At 42.3% G+C, this 25,396-nt stretch carries 11 protein-coding genes; all 11 read left to right on the top strand.

Annotation, left to right across the window (positions count from 1 at the left end):
- Positions 1–188: 188 nt before the first annotated feature.
- The 11 genes from BacF7301_RS06105 (at position 189) to BacF7301_RS06155 (ending at position 25,335) form a co-directional block, all read left to right on the top strand.
- Positions 189–4,220, top strand: coding sequence for a two-component regulator propeller domain-containing protein (locus tag BacF7301_RS06105; RefSeq protein WP_245208386.1), 4,032 nt, complete (start codon positions 189–191; stop codon positions 4,218–4,220).
- A gap of 223 nt (positions 4,221–4,443) precedes the next feature.
- Positions 4,444–6,831, top strand: coding sequence for a glycoside hydrolase family 88 protein (locus BacF7301_RS06110; protein ID WP_167961157.1), 2,388 nt, complete (start codon positions 4,444–4,446; stop codon positions 6,829–6,831).
- Positions 6,832–7,035: 204 nt separating this feature from the next.
- Complete coding sequence (locus BacF7301_RS06115) at positions 7,036–10,179, top strand: SusC/RagA family TonB-linked outer membrane protein (protein WP_167961159.1); 3,144 nt, start codon at positions 7,036–7,038, stop codon at positions 10,177–10,179.
- Between the two features lie 21 nt (positions 10,180–10,200).
- Positions 10,201–12,024 carry a RagB/SusD family nutrient uptake outer membrane protein gene (locus BacF7301_RS06120; protein ID WP_245208388.1) on the top strand — a complete coding sequence of 608 codons (1,824 nt, stop codon included), beginning with the start codon at positions 10,201–10,203 and terminating at the stop codon, positions 12,022–12,024.
- A gap of 42 nt (positions 12,025–12,066) precedes the next feature.
- The gene (locus BacF7301_RS06125) at positions 12,067–14,862 is read left to right on the top strand and encodes a SusC/RagA family TonB-linked outer membrane protein (protein WP_167961163.1); all 2,796 of its coding nucleotides are present in this window, start codon (positions 12,067–12,069) and stop codon (positions 14,860–14,862) included.
- A gap of 22 nt (positions 14,863–14,884) precedes the next feature.
- Positions 14,885–16,546, top strand: a complete 1,662-nt coding sequence (locus BacF7301_RS06130; RefSeq protein WP_369805654.1) for a RagB/SusD family nutrient uptake outer membrane protein — start codon at positions 14,885–14,887, stop codon at positions 16,544–16,546.
- A gap of 25 nt (positions 16,547–16,571) precedes the next feature.
- On the top strand, positions 16,572–17,801 hold the full coding sequence (locus tag BacF7301_RS06135; protein ID WP_167961167.1) for a glycoside hydrolase family 88 protein: 1,230 nt from the start codon (positions 16,572–16,574) through the stop codon (positions 17,799–17,801).
- A gap of 18 nt (positions 17,802–17,819) precedes the next feature.
- Positions 17,820–19,376: a sulfatase family protein gene (locus BacF7301_RS06140; RefSeq protein WP_167961169.1), complete on the top strand. Its 1,557-nt coding sequence runs from the start codon at positions 17,820–17,822 to the stop codon at positions 19,374–19,376.
- Between the two features lie 170 nt (positions 19,377–19,546).
- Positions 19,547–20,749: a glycoside hydrolase family 88 protein gene (locus BacF7301_RS06145; protein ID WP_167961171.1), complete on the top strand. Its 1,203-nt coding sequence runs from the start codon at positions 19,547–19,549 to the stop codon at positions 20,747–20,749.
- A 127-nt stretch (positions 20,750–20,876) separates the two neighbouring features.
- Positions 20,877–22,427, top strand: coding sequence for a sulfatase family protein (locus BacF7301_RS06150; RefSeq protein WP_167961173.1), 1,551 nt, complete (start codon positions 20,877–20,879; stop codon positions 22,425–22,427).
- Between the two features lie 40 nt (positions 22,428–22,467).
- Positions 22,468–25,335 (top strand): chondroitinase family polysaccharide lyase, encoded by a 2,868-nt coding sequence (locus BacF7301_RS06155; protein ID WP_167961175.1) that lies wholly within the window; start codon positions 22,468–22,470, stop codon positions 25,333–25,335.
- Positions 25,336–25,396 lie beyond the last annotated feature (61 nt).

The raw sequence follows: 25,396 nt of genomic DNA on the forward strand, positions 1-25,396 counted from the left end.
TACATTATTTTATCCGATAGATTGTGGCGTGGACAAAAAATGCCATAAAAACGGATATAATTGGCATGTTGGAGCTGAAAAATAAAAGCCGCAGATGTTGTATTCCAACTTCTTTTAGGTATTTTTGTCTAATCATTGCTTACATGCCAAATCGCGACTTATATATAAAATCCTTTAGAGATAATACAATGAATCGACGTAAATTCCTTTTGTTTTTCGCATTAATACTATTATTGTGTCCTTATGCTTATGGACAATATTTCAAGAAGTTAAATATGAAAGACGGATTATCCAATCCTTCGGTATTGGCAATCTATCAGGATACTTTGGGGCGTATGTGGTTTGGAACAAATGAAGGTGTCAATGTATATGATGGCAAACAAATCCGTAAATACAAATCTTATGATGTCATCGACAATCAACTTCCTAAGAAAGAATTTATAAATGGAAGCGTTAATCAAATTGTAGGTGATTCACACGGAGATATATTTATGCGTAATAATGGTGCCTTAATAAAATATGATATCCATAAAGAGAGGTTTAAGGAATACCCTTTTGAAATTGATGCTTTGAATGTGATTCGAGGTGAAGTATGGTGTACTATACGTGACTCTCTGTTCAGATATAATGCTCAGACAGACTCTTTACAATTGTTGCAAAAGTTAAATACTCCAACAGTTTTGTGTATAGCAGAAATGAAAGATGAAATTTGGTTGGGGACTGCCAAGGGATTGTATAAGATGAAAGAGAATAATATAGAGTGTGTATTACCTGGTATTGAGATATTTAAGCTGTTTCCAAGTAGTCGGAATGAACTGTGGATTGCATCGCGTATGGAAGGCTTGTATAGAATCGGTGAAGATGGGATCTTGCGGAAAGAAATTAATTCGCCAACTCACGTCGTTAGTAAACAGATACGTAGTTTTGTAGAAGACGATATGCAAAATATCTGGTTTGGTACATTCGAGGGCTTACAATCTTATAATCCGCATAATGATACCTATTCTGTTTATCTACCTGATTATAATTCGGGCTCTTTGTCACATAAATCAGTGTTTTCTCTTTGCAAGGATAGGCAGGGGACTATCTGGGTCGGAACTTATTATGGCGGAATTAATTATTTTAACCGGGCAAAGGATGTATTTCACTATTATACATATAATCATGCGAACAATAAATGCCTTGATTTTCCTATTGTCGGACAGATGGTTGAAGACAAAGAACATGATCTTTGGGTATGTACGGACGGTGGAGGATTGAATAAACTGAATAGAAAAAACGGGACTTTTACCTATTATACAGCCGCGGATAAGAATTCGATTTTGCATGATAATGTGAAGACAATTGCATATGATGAAAAGCGTGACCACATTTATATAGGCACATATACAGGGGGGATAAGCCGATATGACAAACAGAGCAAGCGTTTCTATAACTACCTGACTGAATCTGAGAAAACCGGTTATGGACCAGGCAAGATCATTTTCTATTCTTTAATTAAAGATGACTGGCTCTATGTATCCGCCCGTAACGGCTTTTGGCGTCTGAACCTGAGTACGGGTAAGTTCCAGTTAATCAACAAGCAAAAACATTTTCTTACGTTTGAGATAGATTCACATGGATATATTTGGTTGGCTACTAACTTCTCGCTATATAGAATGCCTGTCGACAAGTGGGACCAGTTGGAACGTGTACAATTGGGCACCTCTTCCAACCGCAAAGCTAGAATAACCAGAATTCTGGAGACTTCGGATAATACGATATATGTATCAACCTTGGGAAATGGGGTATTTTCTTATAATTATGATGAAAAGACATGGAACCATTATACAACGAAACAGAATAATCTGTTGAGTGACTTCTGTTATAATCTCGTAGAGACTCCTTTAAATAATATACTGATAACTAATGACGAAGGTATATCCATCTATTCTCCTATTGAAAATGGGGTATATTCCATAGAATTGGGGCTTAAAGGTGGAATCTCTGCAGTGGCAGATGGCTGTGGAGTATATGTGACTGATGACGAGTTGATTTATGTAGGTGGTGTGGATGGAATGATTTCTTTTAGAGAAGATGATTTATATTTGGAAAGTAAGAAATCCGCGGAATTCTATTTCTCTGATCTTTATATAAACAATATGAAGGTATATCCGGAAGACAAGACTGGCATATTAACGCAATCTTTACCTTTTACTAATCATTTGGATTTGTCATTCAAGCAGAATAATCTGGCAATAGACTTCTTTAACTCCAGTTCTGTAGAATTGGAGAAGAATATCAGGTATCAGTACAAACTGGATGGTTTTGATGAGGAATGGGTATCTGCCAGTCAGATGCGTGTGGGATATACGAATCTTGCTCCCGGTGAGTATGTTCTGAGAGTGCGTGAATTGGGAAACAAACAGAATAACGAAAGATACAGTGAAATAGCACTTGGCATTACCATACATTGTCCTTGGTTCACTACGGTTTGGGCTTTTTTATTGTATTTCATAGTAGTGGCGAGTATTATTTACGGTTTCTGGAGAGTACGGACGACCCGTAAAGCACTAGCTGTTTCTTTGGCTAAAGAGAAAGACGAAAAAGAACGGATAGAAGAGGTAAATAAGATGAAACTTCGTTTCTTTACAAACATTTCTCATGAGTTCCGCACCCCTTTAACTTTGATTATTGGTCAGATAGATATTTTGTTGCAGTTGGAGAAACTTTCTCCTTCTATTTGCAGGCGATTACAGCGTGTACATAGAAATGCAATGAATCTGCGGTACTTGATTACAGAGTTATTGGACTTCAGGAAACACGAACAGGGGTTTATGAAATTAAAAGTAGATTGTTTGGACGTGGTTGAATTCGTGGAAGATATTTATTGTTCATTTGCGGAACTTGCCCGAAAGAGACATATAACCTATACATTTGAGCATGCGGCGGAAAAGATTGATATGTGGTTTGATCCTGTGCAAATGCAAAAAGTAATATTTAATTTATTATCAAATGCGTTCAAATATACCCCGGATGGGAAAAGTATAAAAGTCTCGATAAAAAAACAACAACGGATGATTGAATTAGCTGTTCAGGATACAGGTTGTGGTATTCCTCAAGAGGCTTTGATAAAGATATTTGAACGTTTCTATCAGGTGGATGAGTCTTCGCCCGAAGGACTTTTGGGTAGCGGTATCGGACTGGCGCTTACGAAAGGAATTGTAGAGTCCCATAAGGGAGAAATTAAGGTGGAAAGTGCTTTGGGTGAGGGAAGTATCTTTAAGATACAGTTGCTTATGGGGAATAATCATTTTACACGGGAAGAACTGGAGCATGAGAAAGTGGTAATACCTGTCCTGCCGGAGTGGAAAGAAATGATAGCTAATGAAGAAGTATTGGCTGATAAGAGTTTAGATCCTATTGAGGTAACGGAAAGTAAGAAGGATGATGAAGATGGAGAATCCGGTGGAAAGCCTTGTATATTAATTGTGGAGGACGACGAGGATGTATTGGATATGTTGGAAAATATTTTCTCTCTGTCTTATAAAGTTTATAAAGCTACAAATGGACAGATGGGATTTGAGATGGCACAACAACTGCATCCGGATATTGTGGTTAGCGATGTAATGATGCCGGTTATGTCGGGAAAGGAAATGTGTTATAAAATAAAGAATTGCCTGGAACTGGCATATATTCCGGTTGTCCTGCTTACGGCCCAGTCTTCGGTGGACTATGAAATAGAGGGATATGTGTTTGGCGCGGATGATTATGTGACCAAACCTTTTGATATTAAGTTGCTGCTGGCCCGCTGTGCCGGTTTGCTGAAGAATAGACAGCAAAGACTGAAATCATTAAGTCGGCTGGAAACAACCGAAACGCAGGATATTCGCGTATTGAATATCTTGGATCAGAAACTGTTGGATAATGCAGTCGAGATTATCAGGCAGAATTTTGATAATCCTGATTTTGATATGAATGTTCTTGCTGCCAGATTGGGTATGGGACGGAGCAAAATGTTTTCCCGTTTAAAAGAAGTGCTTGGGCTTACTCCCAACGAGTTTACGCTGAAGTTGAAATTGGAGGAAGCTTTACGTATGCTGCAGGAAGAACCTCAGTATAATGTTTCAGAGATTTCGTATAAGTTGGGGTTCACGTCTCCTCGATATTTTAGCCGTTGTTTTAAAAGTTTCTATGGAGTTTCTCCTCAGAATTATCGGAGGGAACCGACAAAAGAATAGAGTTATGTGGTATCTGATAAAAGTAAATTCAATATATTTTGGTTTGAAAGGGTGCTGGTATAGTCCGAAAACCGGCATTTATTGTATGCTGGATAGGTAAGGGCTCTATTCGGATAAGAGTTTCCGGACATGTCTGAAATTTAGTGTTTTATTTGCACCATGAAGTCGGAATGACAGTAATGAGAAATGGTAAAACACAATTTGAATTTTAAATCAGAATAGTATGTTAAGAAAAATGCTGTGTAAAGCTGTGGCTTTGTTGTTTGGGTGTATTCCTTTTACTGAGGTAGTGGCTCAGCAATATAATTGGGACACACCGCCCTATGCAGAAGATTATGCTTTTATTACCAATGATGGTGCTTGGTGCTGGTTCTCGGATCCCAGAGCTATTTACGTAAATAATAAGATGATTGGAGGGTTTGTGGATAAGGAAGGGAGTATATGGGCTTTCAGTTATGACCCGACTACTCAGGGCAGGAAACAATACAAGCTGTATGATAAGTTGAATTATGATGATCACGCCAATCCGTCGGTAATGGAACTTCCGGATCATCGTGTGGTAATCTTCTTCTCCGCTCATGGAGGCACAAAGAATTCTCCTATTTATTACGCGATAACTGAAAAGCCTGCCGACATTTCTTCATGGGGTGAGGTACAGTCTATTAATCCGAAGATGGAAGGAAAATTGGGGGTTTGTTATTCAAATCCGGCTATGTTGTCCGATGAGAATAACCGTACTTATCTCTTCTTCCGCGGAAGGAATTTTAAACCGACTTTTGTTTCAACTGATGATTTCAAAGAGTGGTCTGACCCTCAGACAATTGTTGTGAATGACCCCGATTATGGACCGGAGGGACGTCCTTATATGAAAGTGACAACTAATCATAAGAATAAGATATTCTTTGCTTTCACAGATGCTCACCCTCGTGACAGGGCAACTAACTCTATCTACTTTATGATGTATAAAGATGGAAAATTATGTGGAGCTGACGGGCGTGTTATTTCAGAAAGCATGCAGCAGGCAGTATGTCCGCATATGACAGACTTAGTGTATGATGCGACTAAAACTTTTGATAAAGCCTGGATATGGGACGTCGCTTATGATAAAGACGAGAATCCCGTATTGGTGTATGCCCGGTTTAGCGAGATTGATGGTGAACATTCGTATTGGTATGCCCGATGGACTGGGAAGAAATGGGAAAATACTTTGATTACCAAGGCCGGCCTATGGTTTCAGAGGAATGATTATAACAATAAGGGAAAAATAGAGAGGGAAAATAACTACTCAGGCGGAGTTTATTTGGATCATAACAATCCTTCTATTGTATACACATCCCGTCCGGTTAATAATGTGTTTGAGATAGAAAGATGGACTTTTACCGGAAAAGGAAAGAATAAATGGCAGACGGAGGCGGTTACTAAAGACTCGGAACGGGATAATGTACGTCCTTTCGTCGTTCGTAATTATGCGGAGGGACAACCGAATGTGCTGTGGATGTATAACTATAAATATCCCGGATTCAGAAGTTATGATTCTGCAATTCGTGTGAATCAGAAAGCAAAAGGTTATGACAGTTCCTTGAAAAAAGATGCGATAAAGGAAGTTGCTTCAAAGGTAGCCGACTGGCAACTTCGGGATTATCTGGGCAATCCGTTTAAGAGTGGAGTGGCTCGTGGATGGAGAAACGGGGTATTGTATAACGGAATGTTTGACTGGGCTGAATTGAGTGGAGATAAGAAGTATTTTAAATACCTGAAAACCATTTTTGAGAAGGAATATTGGCAATTGGGGAACAGGATGTATAATGCTGATGATATTTGTGTGGGACAGGCTTATCTGGACATGTATGTAAAGTACGGGCAAAAAGATATGTTGATTCCTACGCAGGCTCGTGCAGAGTGGGTGATAAGCCACCAACCGGATAAGAATATAGACATCACAAAAGGCAAAAGTGACCGTTGGTGGTGGTGTGATGCTTTGTATATGGCTCCACCGGTTTACTCACGGTTATATGCGATAACCGGCAACAAGGCATTTATGCAGTTTGCGGATAAGGAATTCAAAGCTACTTATGAGCATCTGTATGACAAAGAGGAAAGATTGTTCTATCGTGATGCGAAGTACTTTGATATGAAAGAGGCAAATGGCCGGAAAGTCTTTTGGGGACGAGGAAATGGTTGGATTATGGGAGGTTTGGTCGAACTACTGAAAACTTTGCCGGAGAATGATAAGAAGTACCGTCCTTTCTATGTGAAGTTATTCTGTGAAATGAGTGAAAGAATCGCAGAACTTCAATGTGAAGATGGTTTTTGGAGAGCAAGCATGCTGGATACTCAGACATATGCTGATCCTGAGACAAGTGGCACCGGATTGATGGTTTATGCATTAGCTTATGGTATCAATCAGGGATATTTATCCAAAGATAAGTTCTTGCCGGCAGTTACTAAAGGATGGCAGGCACTTGTAGCGTCAGTGGATACGGAAGGTAAACTTTGCTGGGTACAACCTGTGGGGCAGGCTCCAAAGAAGATAGAGAAGAAGTCTAATCTGGTATATGGTACCGGAGGATTTTTGCAGGCAGCCTGTGAGGTTTATAGACTATCTGATTAAAATTATACTGCGATTGGAACGATGCGAACCGGACACGAAAAGTCCTAAAGGTGACACATTCTGTCCGAAGTACAATTCATGCGTTTATTTACTACTTGTAGGGGCAGGAGTGATGTCTGTTCTTGTATAAGTTTGCATCGTTCATTAAAAGTTTAGTGGATATTCTAAGAAATTCAATTAAAATCTAAAGTTAACTCTTTTGGTATGAGAAACAAAATCTGGTTATTAACATTGGTTTTATTGGTCGTGCATTTTGGTGAGGCGTTGGGAAATGACAATGATTCCCGCTCAACAACCGCTATGCAGCAGACAAGGGAGAAAAAGGTGGTGTCAGGTGTGGTGTCCGATGATATGGGACCCATCATTGGTGCTACTGTGTTTGTAAAAGGAACCCAGACAGGAGTGGCTACTAATTTAAATGGAGAATTTAAATTGGCTGTTCCGGTGGGAGCTACAATTGTTGTATCATTTATCGGTTACGCTGACAAAGAAATTGTCTACAAGGGAGAGTCTAAACTTGATGTCTCTTTAAGTGAAAATGCGACGGAACTGGAAGAGGTACAGGTGATTGCCTATGGTGCAACCAAAAAGGTGACAATTACAGGAGCTATTTCTTCCATTGGTACAAGTGATATTCTAAAAACTCCGTCCGGTAGCATTACTAATGCGTTAGCCGGGAAGATTACAGGATTGTCCAGTGTGCAGTCGACCGGGCAACCGGGAGCGGATGATGCCACGCTATATGTACGTGGGGTCGGTTCTTTGACGGAAGGGCTTTCCAGTCCTTTGATATTAGTGGATGGAGTAGAACGTTCGTTCTCTCAATTGGATCCTAATGAAATAGATGACATCACAGTCCTGAAGGATGCTTCTGCTACAGCAGTATTTGGAGTACGTGGTGCGAATGGTGTTATTTTAGTTACCACCAAGCGCGGGCAACAGGGTAAAGCTCAAATTAGTTTTTCTACTTCTTATGCCCTGCAGATGCCGATGCGTATCCCGGAATTCGCCAATAGTTACGAGTATGCGTCGACTTATAACCAGGCACAGATAGCCGACGGAGTGCCGGAGGAGTCCTTGGTGTTTAAACCCGAAATTATTGAAGCGTTTCGTACGCGCAGTAATCCCTTGGCGTATCCGGATACGGACTGGGCTAATATGTTGATAAAGAATACAGCCCTGCAGACCCAGCATAACTTTACTATATCCGGTGGTTCTGATGTAGTCCGTTATTTTGCATCGTTAGGTGTGTTTACTCAAGACGGTTTATTCAATACATTTTCTAATGCTGCGGGATATGATGGTAATTTCAGCTATAACCGCTATAACTATCGTGTAAACTTGGATATTGATGTGACCAAAACCACTACTATGAAGATAAACCTTGGGGGACGTCTGAATGATAAGTCGATGCCGAACTATGATAACGGTAGCTCGAAGACTATTGAATATCTCTTCCGTGATATTTATGAAGCGGTTCCTTTTGCAGGTGTCGGAGTAGTGGATGGTAAATACATACAGGTGGACGAACGTACATTTTCTAATGTGGGGAGTGGCGTTATTGATGCCATGAAGAACTTTTATGGGAAAGGATATACCACTTCAAGCGGAAATACGATGAATTTTGACTTTGCGCTGGAACAAAAACTGGATGTTCTGACGAAAGGGTTGAAGGCGCATGTGAAGGGATCATATAATAGTGGTATTACTCAGACCAAAATCCGTAAAGGAACTGGTGACAGATATCAAGCTATCATAAATGAAGACAATAATGTTGTTTTAAAGAAGATGGATGAAAAGACGACATTGGCGTATGATGAGGAGTTCGGTAAGTCAAGAGACTGGTATATAGAAGCCGCCCTGAATTATAAACGTGATTTCGGATTACACCATGTAACGGCTTTGGCCATGTATAATCAATCGATGAAATACTATCCGAAAGGAAACTGGCCGGGCATCCCTCGTGCTTATATCGGATTTGTAGGGAGAGCAACTTATGATTACAATACCCGTTATTTATTTGATTTCAGTGTGGGATATAATGGTTCGGAAAACTTTGCGGAAGGAAAACGCTTCGGAGTTTTCCCAGCAGGTTCGTTGGGTTGGATTCTTTCGGAAGAAAAGTTTATGAAGCCTTTGAAGCCATATGTGAGCTATATGAAATTCCGTGCCTCGCTGGGTGTTGTCGGTAATGACCGTACGAGTGATGACTCCCGTTTCCTTTATCTGCCGGATGCTTATAAATTGAGTGACGGTAGTTACAGTTTTGGAATTAACACTTCTCAAAAGGTGTCCGGGGCTTCTGAAGCAAAGAAAGGAAATCCGAATGTAACTTGGGAAACTGCGACTAAGCAAAATTATGGGTTGGACCTTTACTTTTTTAATGACCGTTTGAAAACTACCTTTGATTACTTTGTAGAACACCGCAGTGATATTCTGACCAGCCGTAAGGTTACTCCCGGTTATCTGGCAGTTGTCTTGCCTACGGCAAATATCGGCAAGGTAGACAATAAAGGTTACGAAATAAGCGTGAAATGGAGTGATCGCTTGAATAAGGATTTTCATTATAACATAGGTTTTAACTTGTCGTATGCCAAGAATACGATTGTTTATATGGATGAAATGCGTTATCCATACGAATATATGCAGCGTACAGGGCGACCGGTAGGACAGAATTTCGGTTTAAAATATGACGGCTTCTTTACAGAAGAGGAAGCTGCTAATTATTTGGCAGAGAAAGGGAATACCATTCCCGATCATGGAGCCGGTTTTGCTCCGAAACCGGGAGATGTGAAGTATAAAGACCTGAATGGAGATAAGGTTATAGATGATAAGGATGTAACGGCAATCGGCTATCCTGTTTATCCGTTGCTGACTGGCGGTATCAACTTGGGCTTTTCATATAAAGGTTTTGATTTTAGCATGACTTGGGCCGGTGCTGCGAAAACCTCGCGTTTTCTATCCGGAAGCTATCGCGAACCTTTCGGACCATTGAACAGCAAATCACTGATGAAGTATATGATTGATGAGGCTTGGACCCCCGAAAAGGGGGATGCCGCCCTGGCGCCGGCAATCTCGTTCACAAGCAAGGCCAACAATTATAAAAACTCAGATTTGTGGTTGCGTGACGCTTCTTATCTGCGTCTGAAAAATGTAGAAATCGGTTATTCATTGCCCAAAAGTGTTTTGAAAAAGATGCATATAAGCCAATTGAGAGTTTTTGCTTCAGGTTATAACTTATTGACTTTCGACGGATTGAAGGTTTGTGACCCTGAGACGACTTCTACCGGAACACCGATGTATCCTATTGTTGCGGTAATCAATATGGGATTGAAACTTAGTTTCTAACAATTCATTAAAAAGATGTTTATGAAAAAGATATATCTATTAATTATAGTCTGTGTGACATGGCTGACGGCATGTGAAGATTTGGCTTTCGGAGATAAATTCCTGCAAAAACCGCCCAGCAATGATGTGACTATCGACACAGTGTTTTCTACTGCGGAATATGCCCGGAGAGTTTTATGGTATAGCTATAATAAATTGCCGTATGGACTTCAGACACCTAAATATGTCACGGCGATGCGTGTAGGTAATATGGAAGGGTTGACAGATTTGGCGCATACCTATGCTGCGAATTCCGGTGAAAAAGGCATTTATTATCCGGGCGTATATGATGCAAGTTGCGAAAATAAGGGAGATGTAAAGACGAAGGCTACCAAATACCGCTTTTATGAATATGGAGCTTGGGAAGGTATTCGTCATGCATGGCTGTTTTATGAGAATGTGGATAGGGTGCCTGATATGAGCCAGGAGGAAAAGTCGCGAATGAAAGCGGAAGCGAAAACGCTGGTTGCCGTCTTCTATTCAGATATGTTCAGGCATTATGGCGCTTTGCCGATATTAACTCATAGCTTGCAGGCTGATGAACTGAAGTTCCCCGAAAGAGCCACTCTGCAACAGACGCTTGATTTTATTGTGGGATTATTGGATGATGCTATCGGCTGTGCGGAATTTCCATGGGCGCTACCTGCGGATGAACGTAATAACTGGGACGGACGTCTGACCAAGGCTTCGGCGATGGGGCTTAAAGTACGGTTATTGCTTTTCGCTGCAAGTCCGTTGTTTAACTCAGAAACGCCTTATTATGCAGGTGAAGCTTCGGATAAGTTGATGACATGGTTTGGAGGTTACAGTGAGGAACGTTGGCGGGATGTAGTTAAGGCCGGTGAAGCTTTTTTCCAAATGATGGAGCGGGAGAGCTTTTATCGTTTGGTACAAAAGGAGGATACACGTACCGGTACTTACCGACAGGCGTTTCAAGACGCTTATTACACACGTGGCACAACAGAATCTTTAATATCTTCACGTAGGGGGTATTATACAACAAATAATCTGGCTTCTTTGGACCAGGCGATTCGTTGGGGTGGTTTTAATCCTACCAAAGAACTTTTTGACATGTTCCAGATGGCTGATGGCTCTGATTTTGACTGGAATAATCCGGAACATAGCAAGAATCCGTTTATCAACAGAGATCCCCGGTTGTCGGAAACGATCATTCTGGACGGGGATGCTTTTCAGGGTGGTAAGGCGCAGGTGTATCAAAAGGATCCGCAGGATGCAAAAAACTGGCCGGATGGTAAAGACTGGAATAAAAATAACGTTACGGGCGGTAGTATTACGAATGGAATCTGTGCACGTAAGTTTGGTTTGGATAGAAAAGGCGAGTTTAAAAACAGAGTATTTCATTGGTCACATCTACGACTAGCGGAAATCTACTTGTCACATGCTGAAGCATTGAATCAGTTGGGTATTACTGATGCTTTAGGAAGAGATGCTTTATACTATGTAAACAAGGTTCGCAATCGTGTCGGCATGGGTGATTTGAAAAACATCTCCGGGAAAGATTTACTTGAGGCCATTTTGCGTGAACGTGCCTGTGAGTTTTGTTGGGAAGAGGTTCGTTTCTTTGATTTGATCCGTTGGAAGCGTGAAGCTGATTTCACAAAACCGTTACACGGCCTGAATATTTACAAGAATAAAAATACAGGAGAGTATAAGTTTAAAGTCTGGGAATTGGAACAACGCGCATGGCAAAAACCGGGTGGATTTTCATCTAAATGGTATTTGAGTGCTTTTCCGTCAGATGAGATTAACAAAAACTATGGATTGCAACAGAATCCCGGTTGGTAATAATAAAATAGCATATAAATTTTATTTAAGAACAACGTACTTATGAAAAATAAAGTCAGTTTTTTATTATTAGGCTTACTTGCTTCTTCTACAACTCTATTTGCGCAACAGGCCGATGAGACGGCGCAGGCAGGGAACGAAGGAAAAACAAAGATAGAATATGGACGTGGAATTGCATATGACCTGAAAGAATCGACAACAGCTACTGCGGTGGCGACTGAAGAACAGCTTTCGCATCGTTCAAGCATAAATCCGTCCAATTTATTATATGGTCTTATCCCGGGTTTGCAAGTGTTGCAAAAGGCGGGATATGCATGGGAAGATAATGCTTCTCTTCTGGTTCGTGGAATGGGGACTACCAATTCGAAGACACCGCTAATCCTGGTCGACGGGTTTGAACGTTCTATTAATCATATCAGTTCTGATGAAATAGAGTCGGTCACTGTATTGAAAGATGCTGCGTCTACTGCTTTATATGGTATAAAAGGAGCTAATGGCGTTATTCTGGTTACTACCAAACGCGGTACACAGTCCAAACCTCAGATTGATTTTTCTTATCAGTTCAAGATGGGGATTCCTCAGCGTCTGCCGAATTTTGTGGATGCCTATACGTATGCACAGGCATTGAACGAAGGATTGCAAAATGATGGGATGGGACCTCGCTATTCGGATGCGGAACTCCAGGCTTTTAAAGACCAGAGTTATCCTGACGCATATCCCAATGTCGATTGGGTTGATGAAGCATTGCGCAACAGAAGTTATGGTGATCATATCACTTTCTCTGCCAGAGGTGGAGGAAAGCATATCCAATATTATACACAGTTGAACTATATTGACGATAGAGGAATATTGAAACCTACTGACTGGAATGATGGTTATTCTACGCAATTCAAATATTCTCGTCTGAATATCCGTACTAATCTGGATATTAAGTTAAGCGAATCTACTCAGGTGAAGTTAAACCTTTTTGGAAACTTCAACGAGCAGAACAGACCGTCTAAAACGGCGGCTGATATTTTTGGCGCACTCTATCAAGTTCCGGCGGCAGCTTTTCCGGTAAAAACGAAGAATGACGTCTTTGGCGGTACGACACAATATGCAAATAATCCGATAGGTCTTATTGCAGGGACAGGTTATTCTCGTCCGCAAGGCCGTGTCATGTTTGCAGACATAGATTTAAAACAGCAGCTTGATTTTATCACAAAAGGGTTATCTATGAACGTGAAGGTGGCATTGGACAATTATGGGACCTATTGGGGAGGAGAGTCCAAGAACTTTGGATATGAACAAGCAACCATGGACTGGGAAACAGGGGTGACGAATTATAAGAATCTTCGGAATGAGGGTAATCTGTCATATAGCAGTAGTGTAGGAACTGTCTCCAATCATTTCAACTTTGAAGCACGTATGAATTACTTGCATGATTGGATGAATGGTAAGCATAAGTTATCTGCTACTTTATTGTATGCTATGGATAAGAATAAGGTGAAAGCACGTAATGAAACTACTGCGTTTATGGATATCGTAGCTCAGGGGCATTATGTTTACAATCAACGCTATTTACTGGATGTTGCTTTTTCTGCTTCTGCTTCCAGTATCTTGGATCCGGATGACCGATGGGGGATTTTTCCGTCGATTGGGGCGGGCTGGCTCTTATCAGAGGAAAGTTTTCTAAAGAAAGATTGGTTGAATCTGCTGAAATTGAGAGCTTCTTATGGTATTTCGGGACGTGCGGATTATGGGGCGAATCTTTATAGGGGAAGTTATGGCGGTGGAAACAGTTACTTTTTTAAATCTCCGAATCCGGTATCTCAGGACGGAATGAGAGAGGCTAGATTAGGTGTGCCCGGATTGACTTATGAAAAATCGCATAAAGCAAATCTGGGAGTTGACTTCATGGCTTGGAATCGTTTGTCTGTGACAGCAGATTTGTTTTATGATCATCGTACGGATATATTGGTTGATGCTACCGGAGGAACTTCCACGGTGCTGGGCATCGACGTGCCTCAGATGAATAGCGGAGTCGTTGATAATCGTGGGATGGAATTGGCTGCGCGATGGTCTGATAAAATCGGTGATTTAAGTTATCAGGCGGGAGGTACTTTTTCTTATGCCAGGAATAAGATTGTTGAGATGAGTGAGCAATATCGTCCTTATGATTATTTGAAACGTACCGGACGCTCCTTGGGGCAGAAATTCGGCTATGAGGTTATCGGGATTTACCAGTCTCAAGAGGAGATTGATAATCGCGAGGTAAAACAGTACTTGGGTGAAGTGCGTCCGGGTGACTTGATGTTTAAAGATCAGAATGGAGATAATAGAATTGACAGTTATGACCAGGTTCCTCTAGGATATAATTCAAGCTGTCCGGAAATTTATTATTCATTTGATTTGGGAGTTGAATATAAAGGTTTTGGCGTTTATGCCTTATTTCAGGGAGCCGGTCATTATACTACTTTGTTGGATGTGAAGAGTGTTTACCGCCCGTTGGTCAGCAATAATACAGTTTCAACTCATTATTATGAGAATCGCTGGACTAAAAATAATCCTGGCGCCAAATATCCGCGTTTGACTTCTGCCGGTTCAACCAATAACTATAATACGAATTCTTTATGGCTGGCAGATGCTTCATTTTTGAAATTGAGAACTTTGGAAATATACTATCAAGTGCCTGAGAAGTTGCTGAAAAAAGTCAATATATTGTCTGGCTTGAAAGTCTTTGCACGTGGACACGACTTGTTCTCGTGGGATAAGATTAACATTATGGATCCTGAATCTGTAGGAGCAAATCATCCGACAATGGCTCAACTCTCTTTCGGAGTGAATTTAAGTTTTTAATAATATTTAGACTATGATAGAAATGAAACTAAAACATATAATACTCGGATTGTCGGTGTGTCTGCTGACGGGCTGTGATTTTATGAATTGTGATGAGTCTTCGGATTATCAGAAAGAAGATGTCTTTACGAGTTATAACCGGACAAAGAAAATGGTGACTCATATATATAGTTTCTTGCCGCATGGATTCTGTAACATTGACGGGGCGATGCATGAGGCTGCGACTGATGATGCCGTACATGTATATGGCACTTCCAATATACAACGTTTTGTAGACGGCACCTGGTCGGCTAATCGTACAGTGGACGAAGTATGGTCCAAATATTATGAAGGTATCCGTGCAGCGAATCTGTTTCTGGCAGAATCGGAAGGACAGACATTCGAAGAATGGAAATATTCGGACCAATATGATAAATGGATGCAGAATTTCGAGAATTATCAGTATGAGGTGCGCTTCCTGCGCGCTTTCTTCTATTTTGAACTGGCAAAGCGTTATCGGAATATTCCTTTAGTGACTAAGGTACTGGCAGTGGACGAGGCAAATTCAGTAGAACCCTCATCATTTGATGATGTAACAGATTATATAGTAAGTGAATGTGCGGATATCGCGAAAGAATTACCGATAGATTATAGTGGTTTTGCAGATAAGGAAGAAGGACGTATCACCCGTGGAGCTGCCTTGGCGTTGAAAGCTCGTGTATTACTTTATAAGGCAAGTCCTTTATATGCTGCACATGATGAAGAAAAATGGAAAAAAGCAGCTATGGCAGCTTATGAAATCATTGGGCAGGCTTCAACTTTGAAGTATAAGTTAGGAGATTACGCTGCTTTATTTTCTGCAACCAACAGTGCGGAAGCTGAGAATATTCTGGTGCGTCCGGTGGGAGAAACCGGAAGTTTTGAGGAAGCTAATTTCCCGATGGGAGTAAAGGGAGGAAAGACATCAACCTGTCCGACGGAGAATCTGGTAGGTGCTTATGAAATGGAAGATGGCAGTGCATTTGATTGGAGCAATGAAGAAATGCGTAAAAATCCTTATGCAAATCGTGATCCGCGACTGGCGCTGACAATCGCTTATAACGGAATGGCATGGCCGGAATCTCCATTGGAGGTTTGGGAAGGAGGAGCTAATGCTTTACCTATAAATAACGCTACACTCACCGGATATTATTTGAAGAAATACGTGAATAAGGATATTAGCTTTGAATCGGGGACTCCGGTTAGTAAGGCGCATCATTGCTGGGTGTTGTTCCGTTATGGTGAAGTTCTGCTGAATTATGCGGAAGCAATGGCGAATGCTTTTGGTGATCCTACGCATAAAGAAGGTGATTTATTGCCGATGAGTGCTTTGGAAGCGGTAAATCTGGTGCGGGCAAGGGCCTCGGTTGATATGCCGGAGTTTCCGTCTGCTATTTCTCCTGATGAGTTTTTGAAGCGGCTGAAGAATGAACGCAGGGTAGAACTGGCTTTTGAGGGACATCGCTTTTGGGATGTTCGCAGGTGGAAAGAGTTGGATATTACAAAAGATATCTATGGTGTGTCTGTAAAGAAGCAGGGGGGGGCTGTAACTTATACGAAACAGCAGATTGCCACTCGCGTGGTCACGGATAATATGTATTTTTATCCGATTTCTAATGAAGAAATATTCAGGAATGAGAATTTGAAGCAGAATACCGGATGGTAATTGTTTTTAAGGTATAGAATCGTAAATGAAGATAAAAGGATTGTTGTTGCTTGCTGCATGCTTGCTAATGGCGTGTGGAAGAGAAAGTAAAGAGACGAATTGGGTAGATAGAGTTTATTCTGTAGCAGCCCGGCATCTATCTGCCCAATTGAAAGCGATACCAGAACCTACTGCCTATCCTCGTACTATTGGTAAGGATGGTAAACTGAAAGTTACCAGAAAGAAGGATTGGACGGAAGGATTTTATCCGGGATGTTTGTGGTATATGTATGAATATACGCATAAGGATGAATGGAAAGAAGCTGCTGTTAAATGGACTGAGGCTTTGGAACCATTGAAGAAGCTGAAGAGCCATCATGACATTGGATTCCTTATGTATTGTAGTTTCGGAAATGCTTATCGTTTGACTGGAGATGAAGAATATAAGGATATCCTGGTGGAATCTGCCCGGTCGCTGTGTACGAGGTTTAACGATAAGACAGGCTGTATAAAGTCATGGAATTACAGAAAATCATGGAATGGGAAAGATGAGTGGTTTTTCCCTGTGATTATTGACAATATGATGAATCTGGAACTATTGTATTTCGCGACTAAAGTGACGGGGGACTCTATATATGCACAGATAGCCAATAGACATGCGGAGACAACAGCCAAAAATCAGTTTCGCAAGGATTATAGCAATTATCATGTGGTGGACTATGACGAGAATACAGGGCAGGTTCTTCATCAGGCTACTTGTCAGGGATTCTCTGATAACTCGGCGTGGGCGCGCGGGCAAGCATGGGCCATTTACGGATATACAATGGCTTACAGGGAGACTAAACGGGCGGATTTTCTTAATATGGCTGTGAAAACTGCCGGTTTCTGGCTGGAGCATCCCAATTTGCCGGAGGATGGCATTCCTTACTGGGATTTTAATGCAGGGCAGGAAGGCTATACACCTGACTGGAATTATGATCCGAAGATGTTTGAAGTAGTCCCCAGAGATGTTTCTGCCGCTGCTATTGCAGCATCTGCGTTTTTGGAACTGGCTGGTTATGTGCCGGATGCGGAAAAATATGTGTCGGAAGCAGACAAGATATTGAAGTCTCTTTCTTCTCCTCATTATTTAGCTGAACCCGGGACAAATTGCAATTTCCTGTTGATGCATAGTGTGGGGAGTATTCCACATGGTAATGAGATAGATGTTCCATTAATATATGCGGATTATTACTATCTGGAAGCATTGCTGAGATACAATAAAATGAGTCGATAATTTCTTGAGTTTGGAGATATGAGAACTATAAATATTTTAGCAGGACTTACCTGTGCCGGTTTGCCGGTTGCTTTGTGTGCCCAACAGACACAAAAGCCTAATGTAATTGTGATTATGGCTGATGATATCGGGTATGGTGATTTGAGTTGTTATGGTGAGAAAACAATTCAGACCCCGAATGTGGAAAGATTGGCAAAGGGTGGAGTGCGCTTTACGGATGCGCATGCTGTGGCAGCCACTAGTACTCCGTCACGTTACTCTTTTCTTACCGGGCATTATTCATGGAGGCGTACGGATACTGGTATAGCTCCGGGGGATGCCGGAATGATAATTCGACCGGAGCAATATACAGTAGCCGACTTATTTAAAGACGCCGGCTATGCTACCGCTGCGATAGGTAAATGGCATTTGGGGATGGGGGATAAAACCGGCCAGCAGAACTGGAATGGTTTGATATCACCGGGACTGAAAGATATTGGCTTCGATTACTCCTATATTATGGCAGCGACAGGTGACCGTGTCCCTTGTGTATGGGTGGAGAATGGGCGTGTTGTTGGACTGGAATCCGATGACCCGATATTTGTGAGTTATAAAGAACCTTTTCCGGGTGAACCGTTGGGGAAGACGCATCCGGAACTGTTAACGGTTATGAAGCCAAGTCCGAATCATGGGCATGACCAGGCTATAGTAAATGGCATCTCGCGGATTGGATATATGAAAGGAGGAAAGAAAGCATTATGGAAAGATGAAAATATAAATGACAGTATTGTAACTCACGGACTGGATTTTATAGAACAACATAAAGATACCCCTTTTTTCTTATACTTGGCAACAAATGATGCGCATGTACCCCGTGTTCCGCATCCTCGTTTTGTCGGTAAAAGCGGGATGGGGCCCAGGGGAGACGTGCTTGTTGAATTTGACTGGACGGTAGGACAAGTTGTTGAAACGTTGGAAAGATTGGGAATACGTGAGAACACTCTGATCGTTTTGACGAGTGATAACGGTCCTGTCGTGGATGATGGTTATCAGGACCGGGCTGTGGATTTATTAGGCAAGCATCGTCCGTGGGGACCTTTTCGGGGTGGTAAATACAGTAGTTTTGAGGCTGGGACACGTATTCCGTTTATTGTGAGTTATCCGGGTAAGGTGAAAAAGGGAATTTCAAAAGCTTTGGTCTCACAGATCGATTTCTTGGCAACAATGGCTGAATTCTTGTCTGTTCCTCTTACTGAAGAACAAAAGAAAGATAGCCGTGAACAGTTGCAGACGTGGTACGGGAAAGATAAAAAAGGGCGTGACTATGTGATAGAACATGCCGGTAGTCTGGCTATATCAGACGGAACATGGAAATATATTTCTCCTAGTAAAAAGAAAGCATATGAGAAACTTACGAATACAGAGCTAGGAAATAGCCCTGAGGAACAACTCTATTTGCTTAAAAAAGATATCGGCGAAAAAAGAAATCTAGCAAAAGAATATCCGGAAAAGGTAAAAGACTTGAAGCAAGTTTTGGCTAAACATTTGGCGTGTCGTACTACATCTTTTGACCAGTTCGATAGCCTGCTGGAATAATTCGGGATTTTGTTTCTGAATATAAGGCGGAATTCCATACATTTCCCCGTTTTTGGGGGAAATGTACCAAAATTGTCCCTCATTTGGATTATTTAGGTCGGTGTATTCTCTTGAAATGCACTATTTTTGCAATCAAGAAAATTAATCACTTAACAAATAATCCCTGTATTATGAAAACAATTCTTAGCGCATTAGGACTTTCCCTTTTGATCTTTACGAGTTGCGGTGGACAAAAAAAAGTTGAAGTAGACTTTATTCAGGACAACATCGACAACGCAGTGGCACAGAACACGATTCAAACGGATATTATCGAGAAATCCGGCAAGGTTCTGAATCCGAGAACCATTAACGAAGACGGTAGTATATCTTATATACCTATTGAAGATTGGTGCTCTGGTTTTTACCCTGGTAGCATGTGGCTGACTTATAACCTGACCGGAGATAAGAAATGGTTGCCGTTGGCTGAAAAATATACGGAAGCTCTTGATTCTGTGAAATACCTGAAATGGCATCATGACGTAGGATTTATGATTGGTTGCAGCTATCTGAACGGATACCGTCTGGCCGACAAGAAAGAATATAAGGATGTGATTGTCGAAGCAGCCAAATCACTCTCTACACGTTTCCGTCCGAATGCCGGTGTTATACAGTCATGGGATGCCGATAAAGGTTGGCAGGGAACACGTGGATGGAAGTGTCCGGTGATTATTGATAATATGATGAACCTTGAACTTTTGTTTGAAGCAACAGCTCTGTCCGGTGATTCTACTTTCTATAATATTGCAGTGAAACATGCAGATACAACTATGGCACACCATTTCCGTCCGGATAACAGTTGTTATCATGTAGTAGACTACGATCCCGAAACCGGTGAAGTGCGCAAGAGACAAACTGCACAGGGATATGCTGATGAATCGGCTTGGGCTCGCGGACAAGCTTGGGCTCTTTACGGATATACTACTTGCTATCGCTATACGAAAGACAAGAAATATCTCGACCAGGCTCAAAAGGTATATAATTTTATCTTTAACAACAAGAATCTGCCGGAAGACCTCGTACCTTACTGGGATTATGATGCACCGAATATTCCGAATGAACCTCGTGACGCTTCCGCTGCTGCTTGTACAGCTTCTGCCCTCTACGAATTGGATGGTTATCTGCCGGGCAACCAGTACAAGGAAACTGCTGATAAGATTATGGTAAGTCTGGGTTCGCCCGCTTATCGTGCGGAGGTGGGTACTAACGGCAATTTTATCCTGATGCACTCGGTGGGCAGTATTCCTCACGGTCAGGAAATTGATGTTCCTCTGAACTATGCCGACTATTACTTCCTGGAAGCGCTGATGCGCAAAAGAGATCTCGAAAAGAAATAAATCTCATTGATATGTACAGTGAACGGTAAATGATGAACATAGGCTTCTGTATATAGCTTGTCCATCGTTCACCGTTCATTTGTTTATCATCTTTATTATAACCCGTTTATCGTTAACTTTCATTATCATGAACAAACCTATAAACCTTCTGGTAGGTGGTCTGACTTTGTTTGCAGCACAGGGTTGCAAAGCCCCGAAGCAAGTTGCGGAACAAGCTGAACATCCGAATATTATCTATGTATTTCCCGACCAATACCGTAACCAGGCAATGGGATTCTGGAGTCAGGACGGATTCCGGGATAAAGTAAATTTTCAGGGCGATCCTGTTCATACCCCCAATCTGGATGCATTTGCCCGCGAATCCATGGTGTTGTCTTCTGCACAGAGCAACTGCCCGCTGAGTAGTCCTCATCGTGGAATGTTATTGACCGGCATGTATCCCAACCGGAGCGGCGTGCCTTTGAACTGTAATTCTACGCGTCCCATCAGTTCTTTGCGCGAGGATGCCGAATGTATCGGTGATGTGTTCAGTAAAGCTGGTTATGACTGTGCTTATTTCGGAAAACTTCATGCCGATTTTCCGACCCCGAACGACCCGGAACACCCGGGACAATATGTAGAATCCAAACGTCCGGCATGGGATGCCTATACTCCGAAAGAGCGTCGTCACGGATTTAACTACTGGTATTCTTACGGTACGTTTGATGAGCATAAGAATCCTCACTATTGGGATACGGACGGCAAGAGACACGACCCGAAAGAATGGTCACCTTTGCATGAATCGGGCAAGGTAGTTTCATATTTGAAAAATGAAGGTAACGTGCGCGATACAAAGAAACCTTTCTTTATAATGGTAGGTATGAACCCGCCTCATAGCCCGTATCGTTCTTTGGACGACTGTGAAGAGCAGGATTTCAATCTTTACAAGGATAAACCTTTGGATAGCTTGCTGATTCGTCCGAACGTAGACCTGGAGATGAAAAAGGCAGAATCTGCCCGTTACTATTTTGCTTCTGTGACAGGAGTTGACCGTGCTTTCGGTCAGATCTTGGAGACGTTGAAGGATATGGGACTGGATAAGAATACAGTTGTTATCTTTGCTTCCGATCATGGCGAAACGATGTGCAGCCAGCGTACCGAAGACCCGAAGAACTCGCCTTACTCAGAATCAATGAATATTCCGTTTATCGTGCGTTTCCCGGGCAAGATCCAACCGGGAGTAGATGACTTGCTGCTTTCATCACCGGATATTATGCCTACTGTGTTAGGCTTGTGCGGATTGGGTGATTCTATTCCGGCAGAAGTGCAAGGTCGTAACTTCGCTCCTCTTTTCTTCGATGAAAAGGCGGAAATTGTCCGCCCGACGGGTGCGCTGTATATCCAGAATCTGGACGGTAAAAAGGATGAAAACGGATTGGTGCAGACTTACTTCCCTTCTTCGAGAGGTATCAAGACTGCAAAATATACATTGGCTCTATATATCGACCGCCATACGAAGCAGCTAAAGAAGAGCCTTCTGTTTGATGACTTGAATGATCCTTATCAGTTGCACAACCTGCCTTTGGAAGAAAATAAGGAAGTCGTGGAGCAACTCTATCGTGAAATGGGAACTATGCTGAAGGAAATTAACGACCCTTGGTACGCGGAAAAGATTCTGTCGGACAGAATTCCTTATTAATCAGTAGCTGGTTACGGCTTGATTACTTAATAATGATACAATGAAGAAAGATATTTATTTTATACTGCTGTTTCTGTTTGCAACAGCTTCTTCGGCTTTCGCGCAACTCATAGGATTTGAGGACAGTGAAGTGCCCGAAACGTTTAAGACTTCCGGGAAAGGGGAACTGAGAGTCTCTTCTCTTTTTTATAAGGAAGGCAAGAGTAGTTTGGAGTGGAGTTTTCAATCCGGTTCAACGTTGGATGTACAGGTCACTCCCTTATCATTGGAAGGAAAGCAGGAGAGGCAGTATGGCATAACCTTGTGGATATACAACGAGAAGCCGCAACAGGACTCTATCCGCTTTGAATTTCTGAATAAGGCGGGAGAGGTGTCTTATTGGTTCTCTTATCGTCTGCAAGCAGCCGGATGGCGGGCTTGCTGGATTTCTTTCGAGTATATGAAAGGCGACAAGAAAGATAAGGATATAGTTGCTTACAGGCTGGTTGCTCCCAAACGGAAAGGACGTATCTTTCTTGATCGTTTGATTTTTCCGGAAAAGAAAATGAATCTTCGTACAACGCCGGACCAGCAGTTGCCTGCCAATAATGGGTTGGCTAACCGTGACCTCTGGCATTGGTGCCTGGTGTGGAAGTGGGAACAATTGTCGTATGACGCTCCGATAGCGTCCAAACTGACTGCCCGACAGGAGAAAGAACTGAAAACCATCGAGCAACGCCTGACAGATTTTCTGGAAGTGAAGAAAGCCCCCAAAAAGCAAGTTGACGCTGCCTACAAGACTTTTGAAAAGGCGGATATCCGTCCGTCAGCAGCAGGCACAGGGTTTACAGGAACTCCTATAGTCACTCCCGACGAACAGAACAAGAAGATAGGAGAAATGTCATGGAATGATATTGAAACAATGCTTTCCGGCTTTGCGTACGACGTTTATTGTAATCGGGATGAGACGTCAAAGAAAAACTATTTCACGGTGTTCGACTATGCTATTGACCAAGGCTTTGCCTTTGGCAGCGGTATGGGAACCAATCATCACTACGGCTATCAGGTACGTAAGATATACACAACAGCGTGGTTGATGCGGGAGGAAATTTATAAACATCCTCATCGGGATGCTTACCTGTCTACGTTACGTTTCTGGTCTGCTTTGCAGGAAACCCGTCAACCGTGTCCTTTGGAGCGGGATGAGATGCTGGATACCTGGCATACCCTCTTAATGGCGAGATTTATTTCTGCCATGATGTTCACAGACCCAAGAGAACAGGCGCAGGCTTTGGGTGGTCTGTCTCGTTGGGTTTCTTCTTCTTTGCACTATTCACCGGGAACAATTGGTGGCATTAAGATTGATGGCACTACTTTCCATCATGGTGGTTTCTATCCGGCTTATACGACTGGAGTATTGGCTGTGATAGGGCAGTTCATTGCTTTTACAAACAATACGGGGTTTGAACTGACAGAAGAAGCCCGTCAACATATAAAATCCGCATTCATCGCCATGCGCAATTACTGCAACCTTTATGAATGGGGGATTGGTATCAGCGGACGGCATCCTTTCGGTGGAAAAATGGGAAGTGATGATGTGGAAGCATTTGCCAATATAGCTTTGGCTGGTGACTTATCCGGTCAGGGAAACTTGTTCGACTACGGTCTGGCGGCAGATTATCTGCGATTGGTGCGTGACAGGGATACTCCGAATGCGCGTTTCTTTAAGAAAGAAGGTATCAAGCCTGCGCAGGCTCCGGAAGGATTCTTTGTTTATAATTATGGTTCGGCAGGTATTTTCCGCCGTGCGGATTGGATGGTGACGTTGAAGGGATATACTACGGATGTCTGGGGAGCTGAAATCTATACTAAAGATAACCGTTACGGGCGTTACCAAAGTTATGGCTCGGTACAGATTATGGGCAAGGGAAATCCTGTTTCCCGTGCCGGCAGCGGTTTTGTACAGGAAGGATGGGATTGGAACCGCTTGCCGGGCACAACGACCATTCATTTGCCCTTCGAGTTGCTGGACAGTCCGTTGAAAGGTACTACAATGGCTCATTCTAAAGAAAACTTCTCAGGCAGCAGTTCTTTGGAAGGTCAGAATGGTATGTTTGCCATGAAGTTAATGGAGCGTAATCTGGAGAACTTTACCCCTGATTTTGTTGCCCGTAAATCTGTATTCTGCTTTGATAACCGGATGATTTGCCTGGGAACAGGCATAACAAACAGTAACGCGGATTATCCGACGGAAACGACCCTTTTCCAGACCAAATACAATGGAATGGATTCTAAAGTAGGAGAGGATAGCTATTGGTTGCATGACGGCTATGATAATTATTATCATGTCGTAGACGGAACCGTTCGCTCGCAGGTTGCGGAACAGGAATCACGCCATGAAAAGACCCGTGCGGTGACTAAGGGAAAGTTCTCCTCGGCCTGGATTGAGCATGGCAAAGCTCCGAAGGATGGAACGTATGAATATATGGTGTTGATACAACCCTCTGCTACTGATTTGGATGAAGTGCGTAAAACTCCGGCATATGAGGTCTTGCAACGCAATCAGACAGCCCATGTGGTTTATGATAAAAAAACGGGTATTACGGCATACGCCGCTTTTGAAACTTACCAACCCGACGGTGACAAACTGATTTCCGCTATTCCTGCGGAAACGATGGTAATGTATATGAGGGAATCGGATAAAGGTATCCGTCTGAGTGTATGTGACCCTAATCTGAATATCAAAGAGAAGGCTTATACAACGAAGGAACCGAGCCGTCCTATCCGTAAGGAGATACGCCTGAAGGGACACTGGACATTGACGACTCCGATGGATAATGTTCAGTTGGAGCAACAGGGAGAGAATACTGTATTAACGGTAACCTGCCAACATGGGCAACCTGTTGAAATACTCATGCATAAAAAGTGATTAGTGAATATAAAAGAGAACTTATTAAAAAGGGTATTAGTTTACTGTATGTTTCTATGAA

The organism is Bacteroides faecium (genome assembly GCF_012113595.1).
GTDB lineage: Bacteria > Bacteroidota > Bacteroidia > Bacteroidales > Bacteroidaceae > Bacteroides > Bacteroides faecium.

What these genes read in the sequence shown, in the direction of transcription:
- BacF7301_RS06105 (WP_245208386.1), top strand. Translation starts at nt 189, where the DNA reads ATGAATCGACGTAAATTCCTTTTGTTTTTCGCATTAATACTATTATTG.
- BacF7301_RS06110 (WP_167961157.1), top strand. Translation starts at nt 4,444, where the DNA reads ATGTTAAGAAAAATGCTGTGTAAAGCTGTGGCTTTGTTGTTTGGGTGT.
- BacF7301_RS06115 (WP_167961159.1), top strand. Translation starts at nt 7,036, where the DNA reads ATGAGAAACAAAATCTGGTTATTAACATTGGTTTTATTGGTCGTGCAT.
- BacF7301_RS06120 (WP_245208388.1), top strand. Translation starts at nt 10,201, where the DNA reads ATGAAAAAGATATATCTATTAATTATAGTCTGTGTGACATGGCTGACG.
- BacF7301_RS06125 (WP_167961163.1), top strand. Translation starts at nt 12,067, where the DNA reads ATGAAAAATAAAGTCAGTTTTTTATTATTAGGCTTACTTGCTTCTTCT.
- BacF7301_RS06130 (WP_369805654.1), top strand. Translation starts at nt 14,885, where the DNA reads ATGAAACTAAAACATATAATACTCGGATTGTCGGTGTGTCTGCTGACG.
- BacF7301_RS06135 (WP_167961167.1), top strand. Translation starts at nt 16,572, where the DNA reads ATGAAGATAAAAGGATTGTTGTTGCTTGCTGCATGCTTGCTAATGGCG.
- BacF7301_RS06140 (WP_167961169.1), top strand. Translation starts at nt 17,820, where the DNA reads ATGAGAACTATAAATATTTTAGCAGGACTTACCTGTGCCGGTTTGCCG.
- BacF7301_RS06145 (WP_167961171.1), top strand. Translation starts at nt 19,547, where the DNA reads ATGAAAACAATTCTTAGCGCATTAGGACTTTCCCTTTTGATCTTTACG.
- BacF7301_RS06150 (WP_167961173.1), top strand. Translation starts at nt 20,877, where the DNA reads ATGAACAAACCTATAAACCTTCTGGTAGGTGGTCTGACTTTGTTTGCA.
- BacF7301_RS06155 (WP_167961175.1), top strand. Translation starts at nt 22,468, where the DNA reads ATGAAGAAAGATATTTATTTTATACTGCTGTTTCTGTTTGCAACAGCT.